At 52.0% G+C, this 18,357-nt stretch carries 16 protein-coding genes and 1 pseudogene; 10 read left to right on the top strand and 7 right to left on the bottom strand.

Annotated features, from left to right (window positions below; all coding sequences use genetic code 11):
• Positions 1–67: 67 nt before the first annotated feature.
• The 3 genes from argJ (at position 68) to C7W93_RS23995 (ending at position 2,730) form a co-directional block, all read left to right on the top strand.
• Positions 68–1,306: a bifunctional glutamate N-acetyltransferase/amino-acid acetyltransferase ArgJ gene (gene argJ, locus C7W93_RS24005; protein WP_108442856.1), complete on the top strand. Its 1,239-nt coding sequence runs from the start codon at positions 68–70 to the stop codon at positions 1,304–1,306.
• Between the two features lie 99 nt (positions 1,307–1,405).
• On the top strand, positions 1,406–2,281 hold the full coding sequence (locus C7W93_RS24000; RefSeq protein WP_108442855.1) for an ATP-binding protein: 876 nt from the start codon (positions 1,406–1,408) through the stop codon (positions 2,279–2,281).
• Between the two features lie 2 nt (positions 2,282–2,283).
• A complete protein-coding gene (locus C7W93_RS23995; protein ID WP_108442854.1) occupies positions 2,284–2,730 on the top strand; it encodes an NUDIX domain-containing protein in 447 nt (148 codons plus the stop codon).
• A 69-nt stretch (positions 2,731–2,799) separates the two neighbouring features.
• Here the strand turns inward: C7W93_RS23995 and yacG are convergent, their stop codons facing one another.
• The 5 genes and pseudogenes from yacG to C7W93_RS23970 all read right to left on the bottom strand — a co-directional run.
• Positions 2,800–2,985: a DNA gyrase inhibitor YacG gene (gene yacG / locus C7W93_RS23990; RefSeq protein ID WP_108442853.1), complete on the bottom strand. Its 186-nt coding sequence runs from the start codon at positions 2,983–2,985 to the stop codon at positions 2,800–2,802.
• Between the two features lie 18 nt (positions 2,986–3,003).
• Complete coding sequence (zapD, locus tag C7W93_RS23985) at positions 3,004–3,759, bottom strand: cell division protein ZapD (protein WP_108442852.1); 756 nt, start codon at positions 3,757–3,759, stop codon at positions 3,004–3,006.
• A 215-nt stretch (positions 3,760–3,974) separates the two neighbouring features.
• Positions 3,975–4,616 carry a dephospho-CoA kinase gene (gene coaE, locus C7W93_RS23980; RefSeq protein ID WP_108442851.1) on the bottom strand — a complete coding sequence of 214 codons (642 nt, stop codon included), beginning with the start codon at positions 4,614–4,616 and terminating at the stop codon, positions 3,975–3,977.
• Between the two features lie 5 nt (positions 4,617–4,621).
• Entirely contained in the window at positions 4,622–5,518 is an 897-nt protein-coding gene (locus tag C7W93_RS23975) for an A24 family peptidase (protein WP_108442850.1), read from the bottom strand.
• A 486-nt stretch (positions 5,519–6,004) separates the two neighbouring features.
• A pseudogene (locus C7W93_RS23970) lies at positions 6,005–6,448 on the bottom strand (phospholipase D-like domain-containing protein); the annotation flags it as partial.
• 435 nt (positions 6,449–6,883) lie between these two features.
• On the opposite strand from C7W93_RS23970, the gene C7W93_RS23965 reads away from it, so the two are divergent.
• From C7W93_RS23965 to proC, 7 genes are all read left to right on the top strand, one after another.
• Positions 6,884–7,654: an enoyl-CoA hydratase/isomerase family protein gene (locus C7W93_RS23965; RefSeq protein WP_108442849.1), complete on the top strand. Its 771-nt coding sequence runs from the start codon at positions 6,884–6,886 to the stop codon at positions 7,652–7,654.
• Between the two features lie 63 nt (positions 7,655–7,717).
• Positions 7,718–8,779 (top strand): ABC transporter substrate-binding protein, encoded by a 1,062-nt coding sequence (locus tag C7W93_RS23960; RefSeq protein ID WP_108442848.1) that lies wholly within the window; start codon positions 7,718–7,720, stop codon positions 8,777–8,779.
• A gap of 12 nt (positions 8,780–8,791) precedes the next feature.
• Positions 8,792–9,844, top strand: a complete 1,053-nt coding sequence (locus tag C7W93_RS23955) for an ABC transporter ATP-binding protein (protein WP_108442847.1) — start codon at positions 8,792–8,794, stop codon at positions 9,842–9,844.
• Positions 9,845–9,855: 11 nt separating this feature from the next.
• Positions 9,856–11,580: an ABC transporter permease subunit gene (locus C7W93_RS23950; protein ID WP_108442846.1), complete on the top strand. Its 1,725-nt coding sequence runs from the start codon at positions 9,856–9,858 to the stop codon at positions 11,578–11,580.
• A gap of 57 nt (positions 11,581–11,637) precedes the next feature.
• Positions 11,638–13,239 (top strand): AMP-binding protein, encoded by a 1,602-nt coding sequence (locus tag C7W93_RS23945; protein ID WP_108442845.1) that lies wholly within the window; start codon positions 11,638–11,640, stop codon positions 13,237–13,239.
• Between the two features lie 55 nt (positions 13,240–13,294).
• Positions 13,295–14,170, top strand: a complete 876-nt coding sequence (locus tag C7W93_RS23940) for an IclR family transcriptional regulator (RefSeq protein ID WP_108442927.1) — start codon at positions 13,295–13,297, stop codon at positions 14,168–14,170.
• A gap of 3 nt (positions 14,171–14,173) precedes the next feature.
• On the top strand, positions 14,174–14,992 hold the full coding sequence (proC, locus tag C7W93_RS23935; RefSeq protein ID WP_108442844.1) for a pyrroline-5-carboxylate reductase: 819 nt from the start codon (positions 14,174–14,176) through the stop codon (positions 14,990–14,992).
• Between the two features lie 221 nt (positions 14,993–15,213).
• Here the strand turns inward: proC and C7W93_RS23930 are convergent, their stop codons facing one another.
• Both C7W93_RS23930 and pilB read right to left on the bottom strand, forming a co-directional pair.
• Positions 15,214–16,455, bottom strand: coding sequence for a type II secretion system F family protein (locus C7W93_RS23930; protein ID WP_108442843.1), 1,242 nt, complete (start codon positions 16,453–16,455; stop codon positions 15,214–15,216).
• 152 nt (positions 16,456–16,607) lie between these two features.
• Positions 16,608–18,332: a type IV-A pilus assembly ATPase PilB gene (gene pilB / locus C7W93_RS23925; protein ID WP_108442842.1), complete on the bottom strand. Its 1,725-nt coding sequence runs from the start codon at positions 18,330–18,332 to the stop codon at positions 16,608–16,610.
• Positions 18,333–18,357: the final 25 nt, after the last annotated feature.

The following is an 18,357-nucleotide window of genomic DNA, read 5'->3' as shown; positions in this document are numbered from 1 at the left end:
TTCCCCGGCGATCGTTGCCTTTACCCATTTTCATGCGTCATTTTTTCCTATTTTCCGAGAGATATTCATGGCCGTTAATTCCCCCATTCCCGTTGCCTCTGATCTGAAGGCTGTTACCGGTATCGAACTTGGCCACACGGAGGCTGGTGTGCGCAAAGCCAATCGCAAGGACTTGCTCGTCATGAAACTGGCACCCACGGCAACGGTTGCCGGGGTGTTCACGTTAAATCGTTTTTGCGCTGCACCGGTGCAGGTCTGCAAGGCGCATCTGGAGGCGGCACGGGTTTCTGGCGCGCCGATTCGAGCGCTGGTGGTAAATACCGGCAATGCAAATGCAGGAACGGGTGAAGCCGGTTTGGCTGCGGCAAACGCCACCTGCGTCGCCTTGGCCGAGTTGCTCGGTTGCGCTGCGGAACAGATTTTGCCGTTTTCAACTGGTGTGATTTTGGAGCCATTGCCGGTTGAGCGGATTCAGGCTGGCTTACCCGGCGCGTTAAAAAATCTGCAAGCCGATAACTGGTTTAATGCAGCAGAAACGATCATGACTACCGACACTCAGCCGAAAGCGGCGTCGCGGACGGTCACGATCGCCGGTAAGCCGGTAATCATGACTGGGATCAGCAAGGGCGCTGGCATGATTCGACCAAATATGGCGACCATGCTCGGGTTTCTGGCAATTGATGCCAAAGTTGCGCAGCCGGTGCTGGATCACTTGGTCAAGCAAACTGCCGATCAATCCTTCAATTGCATCACGATTGATGGCGATACATCGACTAATGACTCGTTCATGCTGATTGCCACTGGCGTCGGTCCACTCGAAGTCGATAGTATTGATTCTCCCGAATATACGGCGCTGGCAGCAGCCGTGACTGAATTGTCGCAGCACCTGGCGCAAGCCATTATCCGTGACGGTGAAGGCGCAACCAAATTCATTACCGTCACCGTTGAAGACGGGCTGAATGTTGAGGAATGCCGCAAAATAGCGTATTCGATTGGTCATTCTCCACTGGTTAAAACGGCATTTTTTGCATCTGATCCTAACCTCGGGCGAATTTTGGCGGCGATTGGGTATGCGGGTGTGGATGATCTGGATGTAAGCAAACTCAACCTGTATCTGGACGATGTCTGGGTTGCCAAAAATGGTGGACGCAATGTCGACTATCAAGAGGCCGATGGACAACGTGTCATGAAGCAAAGTGAAATCACGGTACGCGTCAAACTGGGACGCGGCGATGCTGCTGCCACGATCTGGACCTGCGATCTGTCGCACGACTATGTAACGATTAATGCCGATTACCGTTCTTGATTGATGCATAATGTTCAAGCGGCAATATGCGCTATTTCGTAATGTTGCCTTGCGGGTATCATTCTTTGCTGTTTGAATAATCAGATTGATTGGCTTTACATGAAACAACTAGACCATTTTTTAATCCGTGCTGAAGCTGTTCTGGCACGACTTGAGGCGACTTTGCCTAACCCGAATTCAGCGCCAGACTGGCGGGCAGGGATCGCGTTCCGCTGGCGCCAACGCAATGGCAATCAAGGCGGCGGCTATTTGCAAGTAGTGCGTCATATGTCCGATATCGGTTTGTCCGACCTGCATAATATCGGCCCGCAAAAGTCACAGATTGATCAAAATACGCGTCAATTCGTCGATGGTAAACCTGCCAACAATGTATTGCTGACGGGCGCACGTGGCACCGGAAAATCGTCGTTGATCAAGGCTTGTCTGAATCAATATGCGCCGCAAGGTTTGCGTTTGATTGAAGTCGATAAAGACCATTTGGCAGATTTGCCGGATATCGTCGATCTGGTTGCAGGTCGTGCAGAGCGCTTTATTATTTTCTGTGACGATTTGTCGTTTGAAGAAGGCGAGAGCGGTTATAAGGCCCTTAAGGTGGCGCTGGATGGCAGTATCGCCGCGCAATCCGATAATGTGCTGATTTACGCGACGTCGAATCGGCGTCATTTGTTGCCAGAAAAAATGTCCGATAACATGTCATACAAAACCACGGAAGATGGTGATTTGCATCCCGGCGAAACCGTCGAAGAAAAAATTTCACTCTCCGAACGCTTTGGTTTATGGGTGACATTTTATCCATTCAAGCAAGACGATTATCTGGATATCGTCGCGCATTGGCTTGGGCATTTCGGTTGTAATGCGGCGCAAATTGCCGAGGCGCAGGGTGATTCGCTGCGTTGGGCTTTGCAGCGTGGTTCCCGTTCAGGCCGGGTAGCTTGGCAATTTGCCAAGGATCATGCTGGTCGGATGACGCCATAAACATGACGGCAGCCAATACCGCATCCAGCGCAGCCCCTATCAACGTCGCCGTCGGCATTCTGTTACGGCCTAATGGCGATGTCTTGTTGGGGCAACGACCTGCTGGCAAACCTTATGCCGGCTATTGGGAGTTCCCGGGCGGAAAAGTAGAAAGCGGCGAAGCGATTTTTGCTGCGTTACAGCGTGAGTTTATGGAAGAGCTAGGAATCGACATTATCTCGGCCGAGCCGTGGTGTGGCGTGCAGTATCAATATCCTCACGCTAACGTGCGTTTGCACTTTTACATCAGCAGAGAATGGCGCGGAGAACCGCAAAGTCTGGAAGGGCAGGCGTTTGCGTGGCAGGGAAGCGTCGCGGTGGAACCATTGCTGGAAGCGACGATTCCGCTGATTGCCTGGTTGGATCAGTTGCGGGTTATTAACCAGGCGGAAGGTTGCCCAGCCGCCTGATACCGGGTAGCGGGAACGTCGTAAAAAATCTTATTTCAATGGTAGCGAAAATTGGCTGCGCGCGATGGGTTATTGTTGCAACTTGTTGTCATCATCAATATCATCCGGCGGATTGACCGCTGGAATGGTATATTTCTCTTCGGCCCATGCGCCCAGATCAATCTGCTTGCAGCGTTCAGAGCAAAAAGGGCGGAATTTATTTGCTTCGGTCCATTCAACTTTTGTGCCGCAGGTAGGGCAATCAACAATAGCCATAGTGTCAAAAATCTTAAATCAAAAATTGCAGAGGGTCAGTTCGAACGGTACTTCGCCTTCGAACGCCTTGGGTTTGAGGTCACCGCCCTGCGATGTGTAACGTATCCAGAGCATGTATTTATTTGCCGATATTTCGGGGATCGCGCCGAGTTGTTCATCCAGCATGATTCGTAGCATTTGATAAGACTTACCTTGCAGCATTTGCTGATAACTACCGTTATCGGCGCTGATCTTGACCGGATGTCCGGTTTCGCGCAGCAGTCGCAATACAATCCCAATCGCATCAAACAACGGTGCCAACGGTGCAAACCAACCCACAATATCCGCGTAGCGCTTATCTGCTGAATGTTGTTGCCACGCATAATATGATGGGAGATCGAATTCGCAAGCGCCACCGGGGATGATGGTGCGACCCCGGATACTCATCAGCCATTCGTTTTCACGGATATGCTGGCCGGTCTTGCCCTGCATGCCCATCAACGCAGTGCTGGTCTCGTCTAATTCATGTAATACCGCGTCCAGCATTTCCGACTGAACATTTGGATTTGACCGGAAGCCTAAAAGGGTTTGTCGCTGGCGTTCAAGTTCTTGCAGCAAATCGAGCTTTAAATCGGCACGTCCTGCAACTTCCAGCATCTCAAAGATGGTGGATAGCGCGATGTGATGTTGCAGCGGACTTTCCTGACGAACGAAAAAGACGAATTTTTCGTGCAGATCCTCTAGCCGCAGCAACGTACGAATGCGCTCGTTGAAAGGATATTCGTAGACGATCAAAGTGACATCCCTTATGGTGGGCCGGACAAGTAGTAATTCTTAGGCCTTACACAACACTGCAGCAGCGGAGTCATGCCTTCTGGCCGACTATTCTTGCTGTCTTTATCGGCAGGTTTTGACAAGTTCGTTGCTGAAGCAACTTTGCATAAGTCCTAATTCTGAACGAAGCGAAGCTAAATTACAAACGCTCAGCCATTTTTCTTTAAAACACGATACTAATGACATGCTGCCAACGACATATAAAACGCGTGTAATCTTTCAATCTGCGGGGCTAATGCGTCAACTCCGGCATTATTAACAATGACATCGTCGGCTGCTTCCAGACGCTGCTGTCGGGTTGCTTGTGCGGCCATAATAGCGCGTACCTGCGTTTCGTTCATGGCATTGCGTTGCATTACGCGCTGAATTTGTGTTTGCTCATCGCAATCGATCACCAGAATGCGTGTAAATCGTTGTTGCCATTTGCCTGATTCGACCAATAGCGGAATGACTGGCATCACATAGTGTCCGTTCGCTTGCGCGATTGCGCGCGCAGTTTCGGTTCCGATCAGTGGATGCAAAATTGCTTCCAGACGCTGTTTTGCAAGTGGATCGGAAAACACATACTCACGCATTTTCTTACGATCCATTGCCCCGCCGGTATCAATAAAAGCATCGCCAAATTCGGCGCGGATGGCCGCTATTGCAATGCCATTGGGGGCGGTCAATTGATGCGCAATCAGGTCGGTATCGACTACCGCCACGCCGCGTTCAGCAAATAGATCGGCGACGGTCGTTTTGCCGCTGCCGATACCACCCGTCAAGCCAACGGTAAAGGGGGTGGAAGGTTTGGCATCTGATGGTGAGAGCGGAGACATAGTCGTTATAGGACAAAACCGAAATACATGGACAAAATAGGTTTGCCATAGAGTAAAGCCAGCATCCCGGCACCGGCCAGATAGGGACCGAACGGGATCGGTTTATCGCGTCCACGGCGGCTGAAAACAATCAACGCAATGCCCACCACCGCACCGACCATCGACGAGAGCAAAATGATGATCGGCAGCATTTTCCAGCCTAACCATGCGCCCAGCGCTGCCAATAACTTGAAATCGCCGTAACCCATGCCTTCTTTGCCGGTTACCAGTTTGAATAACCAATATATCGACCACAGCGCCAAATACCCCGCTGCCGCGCCTATGACGGCATCCGTCAGAGGGACGAAAGTACCGCCGATGTTGATCAAAAGACCAATCCATAACAAGCTCAGCGTCAGATCATCCGGCAACAATTGTGTGTCGGCATCAATGAAGGTCATGGCGATCAGTAAATAGGTGAACGACAAAGTCGCCATTCCTATCCAGCCACTGCCAAATTGCCAGATCAGAAAGCCGGAGAGCGCACCTGTGAGTAGTTCGACGATGGGATAACGCGACGAAATAGGCGTTTTGCAAGACTTGCATTTCCCGCCTAACGCCAGATAACTGATGACTGGGATATTCTCTAATGCGCCGATTTGATGGTGGCATTGCGGACATGCGGAGCGCGGCACGGTCAGATTGTAGCGGTCAGTATGCGGTAATTCCTGACCGCTTTCTTGTGCCACATAATTGTCGGATTCACGTTGCATCATCAACGGTAAACGGTGGATCACCACGTTTAGAAAACTACCGATGAGCAAGCCGAAGATAATCGCAAATATCGCCGGGATAAGACTTCCGCCGGGTGCAAACAGCAAGCCACCAAAAACGTTAGCTCCATTCTGTAAAAACTCATTCATCTGATCGGTCGCTTTTATTGATTATTAAGGCTGTTTTGCTGAGACAAATACATGCTTTCAGTTGTCGTTTGCATCATTGTTTTCTGCTTGCAGCAACGTGTTTTGACACGCCATCGCGCACGCAATAATAAGCCACCTATGAATGAGGAATGCAGTTTTGCGCTGCGTAGCGGGATTTGTTCTTTATTACAACATGGGCGAGTCGTATAAAACCTTTTGAAGCGCAATTTTATACTGATTCCTTATGTTTCCTCATGCGAATAAGGCTAAAACGCTATTGAAATAATGTCACTTATTGCGATTGAAGGAACTGCGACCAACGGAAAGGATGCAAATCATTTAGACCGCTATCAGTAACGGTGAATCGATACCGAAAGTGCCATGAGAAAGCGCAAACGCGCATTGCTGAGACTGCGCGTTTGTGGCATTTTGCGAGGGCGCTATAACATCTGGTGAGGCCAGCGCCGCATGATCTATAAGCTCTAGCGCGGCGCGGATCGCATTGTCTATCACCGCATAGTAAGGACGGGTGCGATTGGGGCCGTAGCTCAGCGGTGCATAGTCGAGCAGTTGCACTCTTACTTCGGATTTGGCCGCCGCCAGAAGCTTGGGTAATTCGGTTTCAGAGTCACCGACGCCACTCGGATTGAAGGCGTTAGGGCTGGCAACGAGGAAGCTTGCTTGCGTGTCGTCAGTTGTTGCCGCTGTCTGATGCAAAGGTGGCACTGGTATACCCTGTGCAATCAGTTCCTGCGCGCGCCAGTCATGCTCAAAAATCTGCTGTAGTTGCATAACGATGGCGCTGTCAGTGATGCGCAATCCGGTTTCGTGGATATGCGCAAAAGAGCGCCAGTCGAAATTCTGGCTGCCGACAAAGGCGGTCTCGCCATCAATCACCATATATTTCGCGTGGACTGATTCGCCAAGCATTATGAAAGCTATCCGCGACGCTAAATGATTCAGGCAACAACGGCGTCGATTTTTTGTCGCCTTTGTTGTGCTTAATTCCGTGCAATGCGGACGTTGAGGAAATGTCAGAGTGTTTCACAAGATCGCGGTCCTCTCAATGACAATTCAGTCTGCGAGAGGTGTCGCGCTATCGGTTGTTTACGGCGACCACTGCCTGCTATATTTTTAAAATAAATAGTTACCTTCTCCCAGCCTTCATTGCCTTTCTGCAATGGTTGTTTTCTTCCCCTTGCGCATTAAATCTACTTATTCCCATGCTGCATCGCACCGTTTTTGTGCAGTAACGCGCTGCCCATACTATGCAAAAACTTCTTGTGCGATGCGCATTGACAGACATTCTTTTTCCTATAATACTTACTATCGCAATTAAACATTACTTATTACATAGGAATAGTTATGGCAAAGCATATCATTTTAGAAACAAAGGAAAACGTCGGTGTCATCACCCTGAATCGTCCTGAAAAACTGAATGCCTGGAATACCGAAATGCGTAACGAGATCATCGCTGCGCTGACGGATTTCAATGCCGATGCGGCGATTGGCGCCATCATCATGACCGGCGCTGGCGAACGTGCATTTTGCGCGGGACAAGATCTGGAAGAGGCGCACGGCTTCGATCCTGCACGCGTCAATGAGTGGATGAGCGAATGGGAAAACTACTACGCCGTGCTGCGTGGTTTGTCGAAGCCGTTAGTGATGGCGCTCAACGGCACCGCCGCCGGCTCCGCATTTCAAGTCGCGTTGCTGGGCGATATCCGTGTCGGTCACGCCGGTTCACGCATGGGTCAGCCGGAAATAAATGCGGGGATTCCTAGCGTCACCGGCCCGTGGATCATGCAGCAGATGTTGGGCTTGTCGCGGACGATAGAATTGACCCTGACCGGCCGCATGATGGAAGCGGAAGAATGTCATCGGATCGGCTTGATTCACCATCTGGTTGCCGCCGATCAGGTCATGCCGAAAGCGTTGCAGATCGCACGCGACTTGGCAGCCAAACCACCGGTAGCGATGCGCCTGGATAAGCAACGCTTTTGCGAGATGTCGGAGTCCGGTTTCCACGAAGCTATCAGCGCTGGCCGCCGGATACAGATAGAGGCCTACAGCACCGGCGAACCGGCCCGTATGATGGAAGAGTTTTTCCGCAAACGCGGACGCAGCATCGCTTAATAAGACCCCAATGAGGGTTGTCCCAATAAACGTTCTTACATTTCTATCGCATAAGGAGGCCGTATGAAAAACCGTTTCGATACCACACGCCGTGGCGTGCTAAAGCTTGCTGGAGGGCTGGCAGTTGCAGGCGCTTTTCCAGCAACAGTATTTGCTCAGACTAAGCGGATCGTGGTCGCCGATCCCGGCGGTCCTTATACCGCTGCATATCGAAAGGCTTTTTACGACCCCTTTGAAAAGGCTACCGGCATCCGTGTCATCAATGTGGCACGCGAGGCGCAACCGGTGGCGCAATTGACGGCGATGGTGAAGACGAAAAATTTCGTCTGGGACGTGACAACCCTGACCGTGGCGCAGGATATTCCTATTCTGGAAGAGGCCGGTTTGCTGGAGCCGCTGGGATTGAAAGTGAGCGAATTCCCGAACATGCTGGCGGACTCGGTCGCGCCGAATTTTCTGGGCGTTGATGTCTATTCGACGGTGCTGGCGTATCGCACCGATAAATATGCAAAAAATGCGCCGTCCAGCTGGGCCGATTTCTGGAATGTCGAAAAATTTCCAGGGCGCAGGTCATTGCGCCGGAATGCTATCGATACGCTGGAACAGGCTTTGATGGCGGATGGCGTGTCTATCGATAAACTGTATCCGCTGGATTTGGATCGGGCCTTCAAAAGTCTGGATCGCATCAAGCCGCATGTGGCCGTGTGGTGGACCAGCGGCGCGCAAGCGATGCAGCTGATTCAGTCCGGAGAAGTCGACATGATTTCAACCTGGAATGCGCGTGCGCAAACGGCGATTGAAGGCGGCGCACCCGTCGCTATCGCGTGGAATCAAGGGTTGTATTCGATCGAGGGCTGGGGTGTACCGAAGGGAACGCCACGCGCCGAAGAAGCCAAATTGTTTGTGAAATTTTGTGGCGATGCCGCGCGTCAGGCAGGTTTTACTGACACGCTGGCCTACGGCCCCACCAATCTCAATGCGTATCAAACTATCCCCGCCAAGCGCGCCGCGATTTTGCCGACTTATGCCGCCAATCTGAAACTGATGCGCGCACCCAACGCGCAGTGGTGGCACAAAAATCGCAATCTGGCATCGGATCGATTCAACGCATGGTTACTTTCGTAAGCGAGTAGAAAAATGGTCGCCAGATTAGAAACAATTGGACTTAGCAAGCGCTATCAGGACGTTACCGCGCTGTCACCCACCGATCTACAGGTTCAGGATGGAGAGTTCCTGACCCTGCTTGGACCTTCCGGTTCCGGCAAGACCACGCTGCTGCAAATCATCGCCGGGCTGGTCGAACCGAGTGACGGAAAATTGCTGATCGACGGTAAAGACGCCACCCGCAAGGCTGCCGGTGAACGGGGCATTGGCATGGTATTTCAGAGTTATGCCTTGTTCCCGCACATGACCGTATGGGACAACGTCGCCTATCCATTGCGCATGCGCAAAGAGGGAAAAGCGGCGATGAATTCTGCGGTCAAGGAAGCGTTAGAAATGGTGCAGATGAGCGCTTATGCGCATCGTCTGCCGCGCGAATTATCTGGCGGTCAGCAACAGCGTATTGCGCTGGCACGTTGCTTCGTCTACAAGCCGTCGGTCATCTTGCTGGACGAGCCTTTGGGCGCACTGGATAAAAAATTGCGCGAGCACATGCAATCCGAAATCCGTCGTCTGCATAAGGATTTGGGGGCCACTTTTATTTACGTCACGCATGATCAGGAGGAGGCGCTCAATTTATCGGATCGCATATGCCTGATGAATCAATCGAAGATAGAGCAGATAGGCACGCCGCAGTCGATGTACGACCAGCCTGCCACGGTTTTTTCGGCGCAATTTATCGGTTATTCGAACTTACTAAAAGGGACGTTGGAGCAGGGTGAAAATGGTCTCGATACGTTGCGCAATGGTCGTTTCGCATTGCCTGTGATGCCGCAGGAAGCTGGTCAGCCGGGCACCAGAACGTTGGTTGTCCGGCCGGAAAACGCCCAACTGGCGAACGCCGAATCAGCCTTTCTGCGCGGTTGTGTCAACGAAGTCGTGTTCGCCGGATCGGATATCCGCGTACTGATCGACATCGGCGAAGCAGAGCCTTTTCTGCTGCGTTGTAGCCGCCGCGAAGCACCTGCTGTCGGTGATGTCGTCGGCGTCAGGTGGCAGCGTGAACTGACCACCGTCGTTGCTGCTTGACAGGGGCTATCATGTTTAATTCCTCAAACAACAAATTGATCAAGGCGATGCTGCCAGCGTTGCCGTCGATCATATTTCTGGCATGTTTTTTTGGCGTGCCGGTCTACGAAATATTGCAGACCGGTTTCTACAATGCCGATGGACATGCGAGTCTGGCGCAATTTCAGCGTATCGGCGGCGATATCGTGTATGCAAAGGTGTTATGGACCACCTTTAAAATATCGTTGCTGACGGCGTTGTTTTCGGTTGTACTTGGCTTTCCTGTGGCCTATTTCCTCAGCCAGATCAGCGACCGCCGTCGCGGCAAGTGGATGATCTGGGTGCTGATTCCATTTTGGACCAGTTATCTGGTAAAAACTTTTGCGTGGATTCTGGTGCTATCTAAAACCGGCGTGCTTGCCTCCATCGCGATGGGGCTTGGTTTGGTCAATGATCCGCAAGCCTTGGCCCCATCGTTGACCGGTGTGATGATCGGTATGGTGCATGCTATGTTGCCACTGGCGGTGATGAATATGCTGCCGATCATGCGTGGCGTCAATGCGCAATTACTTCAGGCTGCGGAAACACTGGGCGCTAATCGTACGGTAGCCTTTTTTTCGGTATTTCTGCCGTTGGCGGCACCCGGCATGGCGGCTGCTGGCTTGCTGGTATTTATCACCAGCCTTGGCTTCTTCATCCTGCCAGCGCTGCTCGGTACACCGCAAGAAACCATGATCGCGCAGTTGGTTATTTCGGCGATCAACGAACTATTTAATCTGCCGTTTGCTGCCGCTTTGTCGACGGTGTTGCTGGTATGCGCGATTGTTGTATTTATCCTTTACGACAAATTGGTCGGCTTATCTTCATTGAGTGGTGAGTCGCGACCCGCAACACGTAACAAAAATTTACCCGGTATGAACGGCTTCCTGATCGTCATCGGCAGAACATTGGGGCGCGCACATTCGGCTTTAGGGCCGTTAAGTGGCCGTGTTCGCGGCCTCAAAACATATACGGTGTTGCTGATCGCGCTGTTGTCGTTGCCGATTCTGGTGGTACTGCCGATTGCGTTCACGGACTCGCCGTTTTTGGCTTTCCCGCCTAAGGGTTTCAGCCTGCGCTGGTTCTCGTCGTTTATGTTTTCTCCCGTCTGGCAGTCCGCATTGTTGCGGTCGTTTGGGGTGGCTGCGGTGACTGCGGTTGCTGCCACAGCGCTGGGTTTGGGCGCGGCATTGTCGCTGACGCGTTTGCCAGCAGCATGGACCAAACCTATGTTTGCGGTTTTCCTGGCACCGTTGATCGTGCCGCGTATTGTGATTGCGGTCGGCCTGTTCTATCTGTTTGCGCGTCTCGGGATGGTCGGCACGAATATCGGACTGGTGATCGGCCATACCGTGCTAGCGATTCCCTACGTCGTGGTGACCATGGTGGCCGCACTCAAGCGTTTCGACTGGCGTCTCGACGATGCCGGTCGCATCCTCGGCGCATCAGCATGGGCACGGCTGCGCACCATCCAGCTGCCGATGATGATCGGCAGCGTCGTCGCGGCATTGCAGATCGCTTTCATCATTTCGTTTGACGAATTGACGATCGCCATTTTTGTCAGCGGCGGCCTCACAAATACGTTGCCGAAACAAATGTGGGATGACATGACTTTGCAAGTCAATCCGACGCTGGCCGCGGTATCGCTCGTCATGGTGGTAGTAATCGGGCTGCTGGTACTGATTCCGACATTATTTAAACGGGGTGAGCGGGCATGAAATTCTGTGCCTTCGCACTTCTAATAAAGACAAATCAATAGAAATTAAGACATTAACATGCACAATTATTCCGCCTATTTCCCTGTTCGTTCATCACGCGACAATTTAGATGTCGTGCCGCTGTTGCATGATGGTCTGATGCAACTGGGCTCACGCACGTTGATCGATTTCAATGGCACCAGGACATCGTTTGACGATATGGCGCAACGCGTCGGCGCGATGCAAAGCTGGTTGGAGGCAAAAGGGGTCGTTCGCGGTGATCGGGTAGCGCTAATGCTGGAAAATGGCTTGGACCATATCGCGTTGATCTACGCGCTGATGCTAAGCGGGGTGGTGTGGGTCCCTGTCAATACGCGCCTGAAAGGGCCGGGGATCAGCTATCTGTTAGCGCATTGCAAGCCGACATTGTTCATCGCGCAACGTGGATTTGCCGAGGTTTTATCGGATCTGCCGGATGTGCAATTCAACCTGGTCTGGATTGAGCAAGTGCAGCGGTTTCAGCAGATGCCAGCCGCAGTCCGGCAGCCGCAGGCGGCGTCGGTCAGCGCCGACGAACCCTTGTGCCTGATCTATACCTCCGGCACCACTGGCGCGCCGAAGGGAGTGGTGTTCACCCATCGCATGATGCGCATTGCAAGCGAAGCGACGTTGATGGTGTCCGGTGCCAGCGCGGGCGACCGCATGTTTGTCTGGGAGCCGCTGTGCCATATCGGTGGCGCGCAGATGATGTTGGTGCCGTTTCTGCAACAAGTCGAATTGCACATCGTCGAACGTTTTTCGGCGAGCCGCTTCTGGCAACAAATAGACACTTCGCAGGCAACCCACTTGCATTATCTGGGCGGGATTCTGGACATATTAATGCAGTTGCCGCAGCAGCCCGCCAGTCATACGCTGCGCGTCGCATGGGGTGCTGGCGTATCGGTAAAAGCCTGGGACGCGGTGATTGCGCGTTTGCAACTGGATCTGCGCGAATGCTATGGCATGACGGAAGGATCGAGTTTTACCACGGTCAACGCTAGCGGAAAGCCGGGTTCCATCGGTCGCCCGTTACCCTGGCTTAAGGTCGGACTGCTAGACGATCACGATCAACCAGTGGCCGTCGGCGAAATCGGGCAGATCGTGGTGTCGAGCGCAATTGACGGCACCTTTTTGCCGCACTATCTGGATAACCCGGAAGCCAGCTCGGCTGCGGTGCGGAACGGAAAACTATATACAGGCGATTCTGCGCGGATGGATGCAGAAGGCGATTTGTTTTTTGTCGGTCGTCGTACCGATAGCATGCGCGTGCGCGGAGAAAACGTCTCGGCGTGGGAAATCGAGCGCGTTTTCGTTACCCATCCGGCAGTGGCTGCGGCGGCTGCCGTGGGCATCGATAGCGCCATCGGCGAACAAGAAATCATGCTATATGTGCAATTTAAGCCGGATTTCGACGTCTCGTTCAGCGATCTTGCACAATGGGCGCAATCCAAGCTCGCCAGCTATCAGATGCCGCGCTATTTCCTGAAAATCGATGCTTTCGAATTGACGTTGAGCGAACGGATTAAAAAGCATTTGTTGCCGCGTAATATCGATACGGCATGGGATCGTCGCAGCCAGCCATCTTCGGCAAACAACGGAGTGATAACCCAGATAGCGCAAAAATCCAATGAACAGCGATAATAGATCCTTTCCTACCCAAAAAGGCCGATCTGCCAGGCAGGCGGCGATTGAACCCATGAGTGCAGACGCAGGCAAAGTTGTTGGAACACGTAAGAAAAAAGCAGATAAGGAACCGGCATTAGCAAAAGCCCGTGCTGCGCCAAACGCCGAAAGCATCATTGCCAGCGCGACAGAATCCCCGCTATACGTGAATTCGGTAGAAAAAGGGATGCGCGTTCTGATGGCATTCGATGGACAACAGCGGCAACTTTCGCTATCGCAAATTGCCGCGCTGACTGGATTCGATCTCAGCGCCGCGCAACGCTTCACCTACACGCTGACAGTGTTGGGATATCTGAATAAGGACGAAGAAAGCCGCAAATATGAGCTGTCGCCGAAATTGCTCGATTTCGCCTATCACTATCTTTCATCCAGCGAACTCGTCACCCGGGCGACTCCCTATTTGCAGCAGTTAAGTCAGGAAACCGAGGAAACTACCAATCTGACTATATTAGAGGGGACCGATGTTGTGTTCGTCCAACGTATCGTCAGCCGTCATGTGTTGAATCCGACCGTGGTGACCGGGACCCGTATCCCTGCATATTGCACGGCATCCGGTCTGGCATTGTTGTCAACCATGGGCGATGGAGAAGTCGATGTCATATTGGCTGCCTCCGAATTACGGCAACACACACCGTTCACGATCGTCGATCCGAAAAAAATCAAGCAACGGCTAGCCACCTTCCGAGAGCAAGGATATGCCCACATCAAAGAAGAGTATTTTCTCGGTGACGTCTCGACCGCAGCCGCAGTCAAAGATGCACGCGGACGCGGTATCGGTGCCGTCAACGTCGCGGTCACAAAGGCGCGCTGGGGCGCTGATAGCGACGAAAGCCGCTACGCCAGTCTGGTGATGTCAGCGGCCCGTGCTATTTCATTACAAAGAAAGTAGGCGATGACGATACGACAACCCAACATTACCTTCATTGGCGGCGGCAATATGGCGGCGGCGTTGATCGATGGACTTGCGAATCGGTTTACATCGGCGGCCAATATCAATGTCATCGATGTCAATCCGCAAACATTAGAACAGTTGTTACAGCGCTTTGGCGTGACAGTCCATTGCGATCTGGTCGAGGCAGTTGCCGGTTGCGATATCCTGATTTTGGCAGTGAAACCGCAACAAATAACATCGGTATTGCGGGACATCGCTGCGAAACTTCAACATCAATTAGTTATTTCCATCGCTGCCGGTATTCGCACCGCGGACTTATCTACCGGGCTGCAAGGCTATACATCGATAGTGCGGGCTATGCCGAATATGCCAGCGTTGATCGGCCGTGGCATGACCGGGATGTTTGCGATGCCGGGTGTCAGCGCAGAGCAGCGGCTGTATGCTGACACCGTGATGTCCGCCGTTGGCAAAACTCTGTGGATGCAAACAGAGTCATCGCTGGATGCCGTTACGGGCGTCTCTGGCAGCGGCCCGGCTTTCGTTTTTTACTTTATAGAAGCCATGCAAAAAGCGGCTCTGGAAGTGGGATTGAGTGCTGCTGAGAGCAAATTGTTAGTGTTGGAAACCGTCGCCGGGGCTGCGGAGCTGGCATTGCAATCCGATGAAGAAGTAGCACTATTGCGGGAACGGGTTACTTCGAAAGGCGGGACGACATTTGCCGGTCTGAACAGTTTGCAGCAGGATGATTTCTGCGCAGTGGTTAGCCGCGCAATTAAGGCTGCAACTATGCGTAGTCGTGAACTAGGCGAGGCTGATTAACGCTGATACCGTGCTTTACGTGCTTTAGGCGTCATTGAATGTAATAGGGCAATCCGCATTAGCACTTTTGCGCTAACGCGGATTGCCCTATCACCTTGTTACCGGGGTTATTGAAATCGGACGGCATGGTTTTGACGCTTTGGAAGCGCATGCCAATTGCCGTCGAGAATTCGTGCCTTTTCGGTACTTTTAAGTACCTATGAATGCAACCTGCAATTCGTTTAGACCACAGAGCCAAGTTTGAAGATCGGTAAATACATGGCGATGACCAGACCACCGATAATCACGCCCAGAATCACCATGATCAAAGGCTCCATCAAACTGGATATTGAAGCCACCGCATCGTCTACTTCGTTTTCGTAGAAGTCGGCGACTTTACCCAGCATTTCGTCTAACGAGCCGGATTCTTCACCAATCGACACCATCTGCGTGACCATGTTTGGGAATACGTCAGAGTTTTGCATTGCCACAGTCAAACTGGTTCCGGTACTGACTTCGCTTTGAATTTTTTTGGTGGCGTCCAGATACACGGCATTGCCCGAAGCGCCGCCGACCGAATCCAGCGACTCCACTAATGGCACACCGGCAGAAAACATTGTCGCCAGCGTCCGGGTCCAACGTGCGATAGTGGCTTTGCGTATTACCTCGCCAAAGATCGGGGCTTTCAATAATGCTGTGTCCATAAAGCGTTGGATCTTTAACGAACGACGCCATGAGTGGAAGAACAGATATAGTCCGCCAAACAGGCCACCAAAGATAAAGTACCAATTCGCAACAAAGAAGTCGGAGATCGCCATGACGACCAGTGTCGGCCCCGGCAGGTCAGCGCCAAAGCTGGAAAACACGGTCTTAAATGCCGGTACTACCCAAATCATAATAACGGCCGTCACAACAAAGGCGACGGCTAAAATCGAGACTGGGTAGAACAGCGCGGATTTAATCTTGCTTTTGATGGCGAGCGTTTTCTCTTTGTAGGTTGCCAGACGCGCTAGCAAATCGTCGAGAATACCTGCTTGCTCCCCAGCGCCGACCAGATTGCAGAATAGCGGATCAAAATACAGCGGAAATTTGCGGAATGCCTGATTCAGGCTAGTACCGGTTTCGACATCGGAACGGATATCGTTAATCAGTTTCGAGACAGACGGGTTGGCATGGCCCTTGGCAACGATGTCAAACGATTGCAGCAGCGGTACGCCCGCCTTCATCATGGTCGCTAATTGGCGAGTAAATAAGGCGACATCTTTCTCGGATATCTTTTTGCCACTACGGAAGCTTTTTTTCTTAAGCTTGCTGACTAAAATACCTTGTCTGCGCAGGGTGACATTGACCAGCGTTTCACCGCTGGCGCGCATTTCTCCTTTTACCAGACGTCCTTTTTTGTCTCTGCCTTCCCAGGCATAAATAAATTCTTTGACTTGGCGTGCGCTTGCTGAGTTGCGTGCATTTGGTGCAGCAGTTGCCATGACCGATGTTCCTTTATATTTCTTTATCAGGGCTGCGAAATCGCCCTAAACGACATTATGTCCGCCGCCTCAGCAGCCCGAATCTTTGTATTATCTTGACATAACTTGCTAGCGCAATTTTGAGAAAGCGCCAGTAAGCTAGCTAGCGTTATCTATGTATTGGTGCAACCGAGAATCTCTTCCAGACTGGTCATCCCCTGCTTGACCTTGATCAATCCCGATTCCCGCAACGTGCGCACCCCTTCGCGGCGTGCCTGTGCTTCGATTTCCAGCGCTGTGCCGTGGGTCAAAATGATTTTTTCTAGTGCTTCGGTGATTGGCATGATTTGATAAATACCGACGCGACCTTTATAACCACTACCATTGCAGCGTTCGCAGCCGACGGGTTTATACGGCGTCCACGCGCCATCCAGATCGTCTTCTTTGAAGCCCGCATCGAGTAGCGCTTCATCCGGGATCGAAACAGGCTGCTTACAACTACATAGACGGCGTGCTAGTCGTTGCGCAGTAATCAGAATTACAGACGATGCAATATTGAACGGTGCAACGCCCATGTTCATCAGCCGGGTCAGGGTCGACGGGGCATCGTTGGTGTGCAATGTCGAAAATACCATGTGACCGGTTTGCGCGGCCTTGATTGATATATCCGCTGTTTCCAGATCGCGAATTTCTCCGACCATAATGATGTCGGGATCTTGGCGTAAGAACGCTTTCAGCGCGACCGGAAAGGTCAGGCCGGTACGGTCATTGATGCTGACCTGATTGACGCCGGGTAAGTTGATTTCGACCGGATCTTCTGCTGTCGAAATGTTGATGCTGGGCTGATTTAATATGTTCAGGCAGGTGTATAGCGAGACGGTTTTACCAGAACCCGTTGGGCCGGTGACCAGCACCATGCCATAGGGGCGCTGGATAGCATCCATCAGAATTTCTTTTTGCTCTGGGTCATAACCGAGCGCATCGATACCCATCTGGGCCTGCGTGGCGTCCAGAATCCGCATGACGATTTTTTCACCGAATAATGTCGGCAGCGTACTTACACGAAAATCGATGGCGCGCGTCTTGGAAACTATCAGCCGCATGCGGCCATCTTGCGGTACACGTTTTTCGGATATATCCAGCTTCGACAAGACCTTGATCCGAGACGCCAGTTTTTCTTTAATCGAGAGTGGCGGCTGTGCCATATCGCGTAACACGCCATCGATACGAAAGCGAATCCGGTAAAACTTCTCGAATGGCTCGAAATGTAAATCCGATGCGCCTTGCGTGATGGCATCGGTTAATATTTTTTGTAGAAAACGGACTACCGGCGCATCATCAATTTCGGTCGTTCCCAGATCCGTTGCAGCTGGCGCATCTTCGTTGATGAAGTTGATATCCTGATCGTCGCCGATCATGTCGTTGAGGCTTTGCTCAGCGCTTTTGGTATTTTTTTGTATCTCTTTCAGCAACGCCGGATGTTCGACGATGACCGGCTCGACCATTAGCTCGGTGTGAAATTTAATCTGGTCTAACGCCTGCGTATTGGTGGGGTCAGAAATGGCGATGTAAATCTTATTGCCACGTTTTGCCAGCGCCAATACTGACTGACTTTCCATTAGCTTCGCGTCGATTGCTTTCGCTGGCAATAAACTTAAATTGAAAGCGGAAAGATCAATTAGCGGATAGCCGAACGTTTCTGCGCAAAACAGGGCCAGACTAGACGCATCCACTTGCTTGCTATTCAGCAACGCATCAATGAAGCGGGTTTGATCCTTGCTGGCCGTTTTATTTAAATCGTCAACTTGGGCCACAGTCAGGCGCCCGGCCTGAACCAGCGCACGCGCTAGTCCTGACATTGGACCGTTCAAGTTAATGTTGGGTAAGACTGCAGCCATAGGAGTACGAAGAAGGAAGATATTG

This window comes from Glaciimonas sp. PCH181, from assembly GCF_003056055.1.
Classification (GTDB): domain Bacteria; phylum Pseudomonadota; class Gammaproteobacteria; order Burkholderiales; family Burkholderiaceae_D; genus Glaciimonas.
This window is presented reverse-complemented; position numbering and strand designations above follow the sequence as displayed.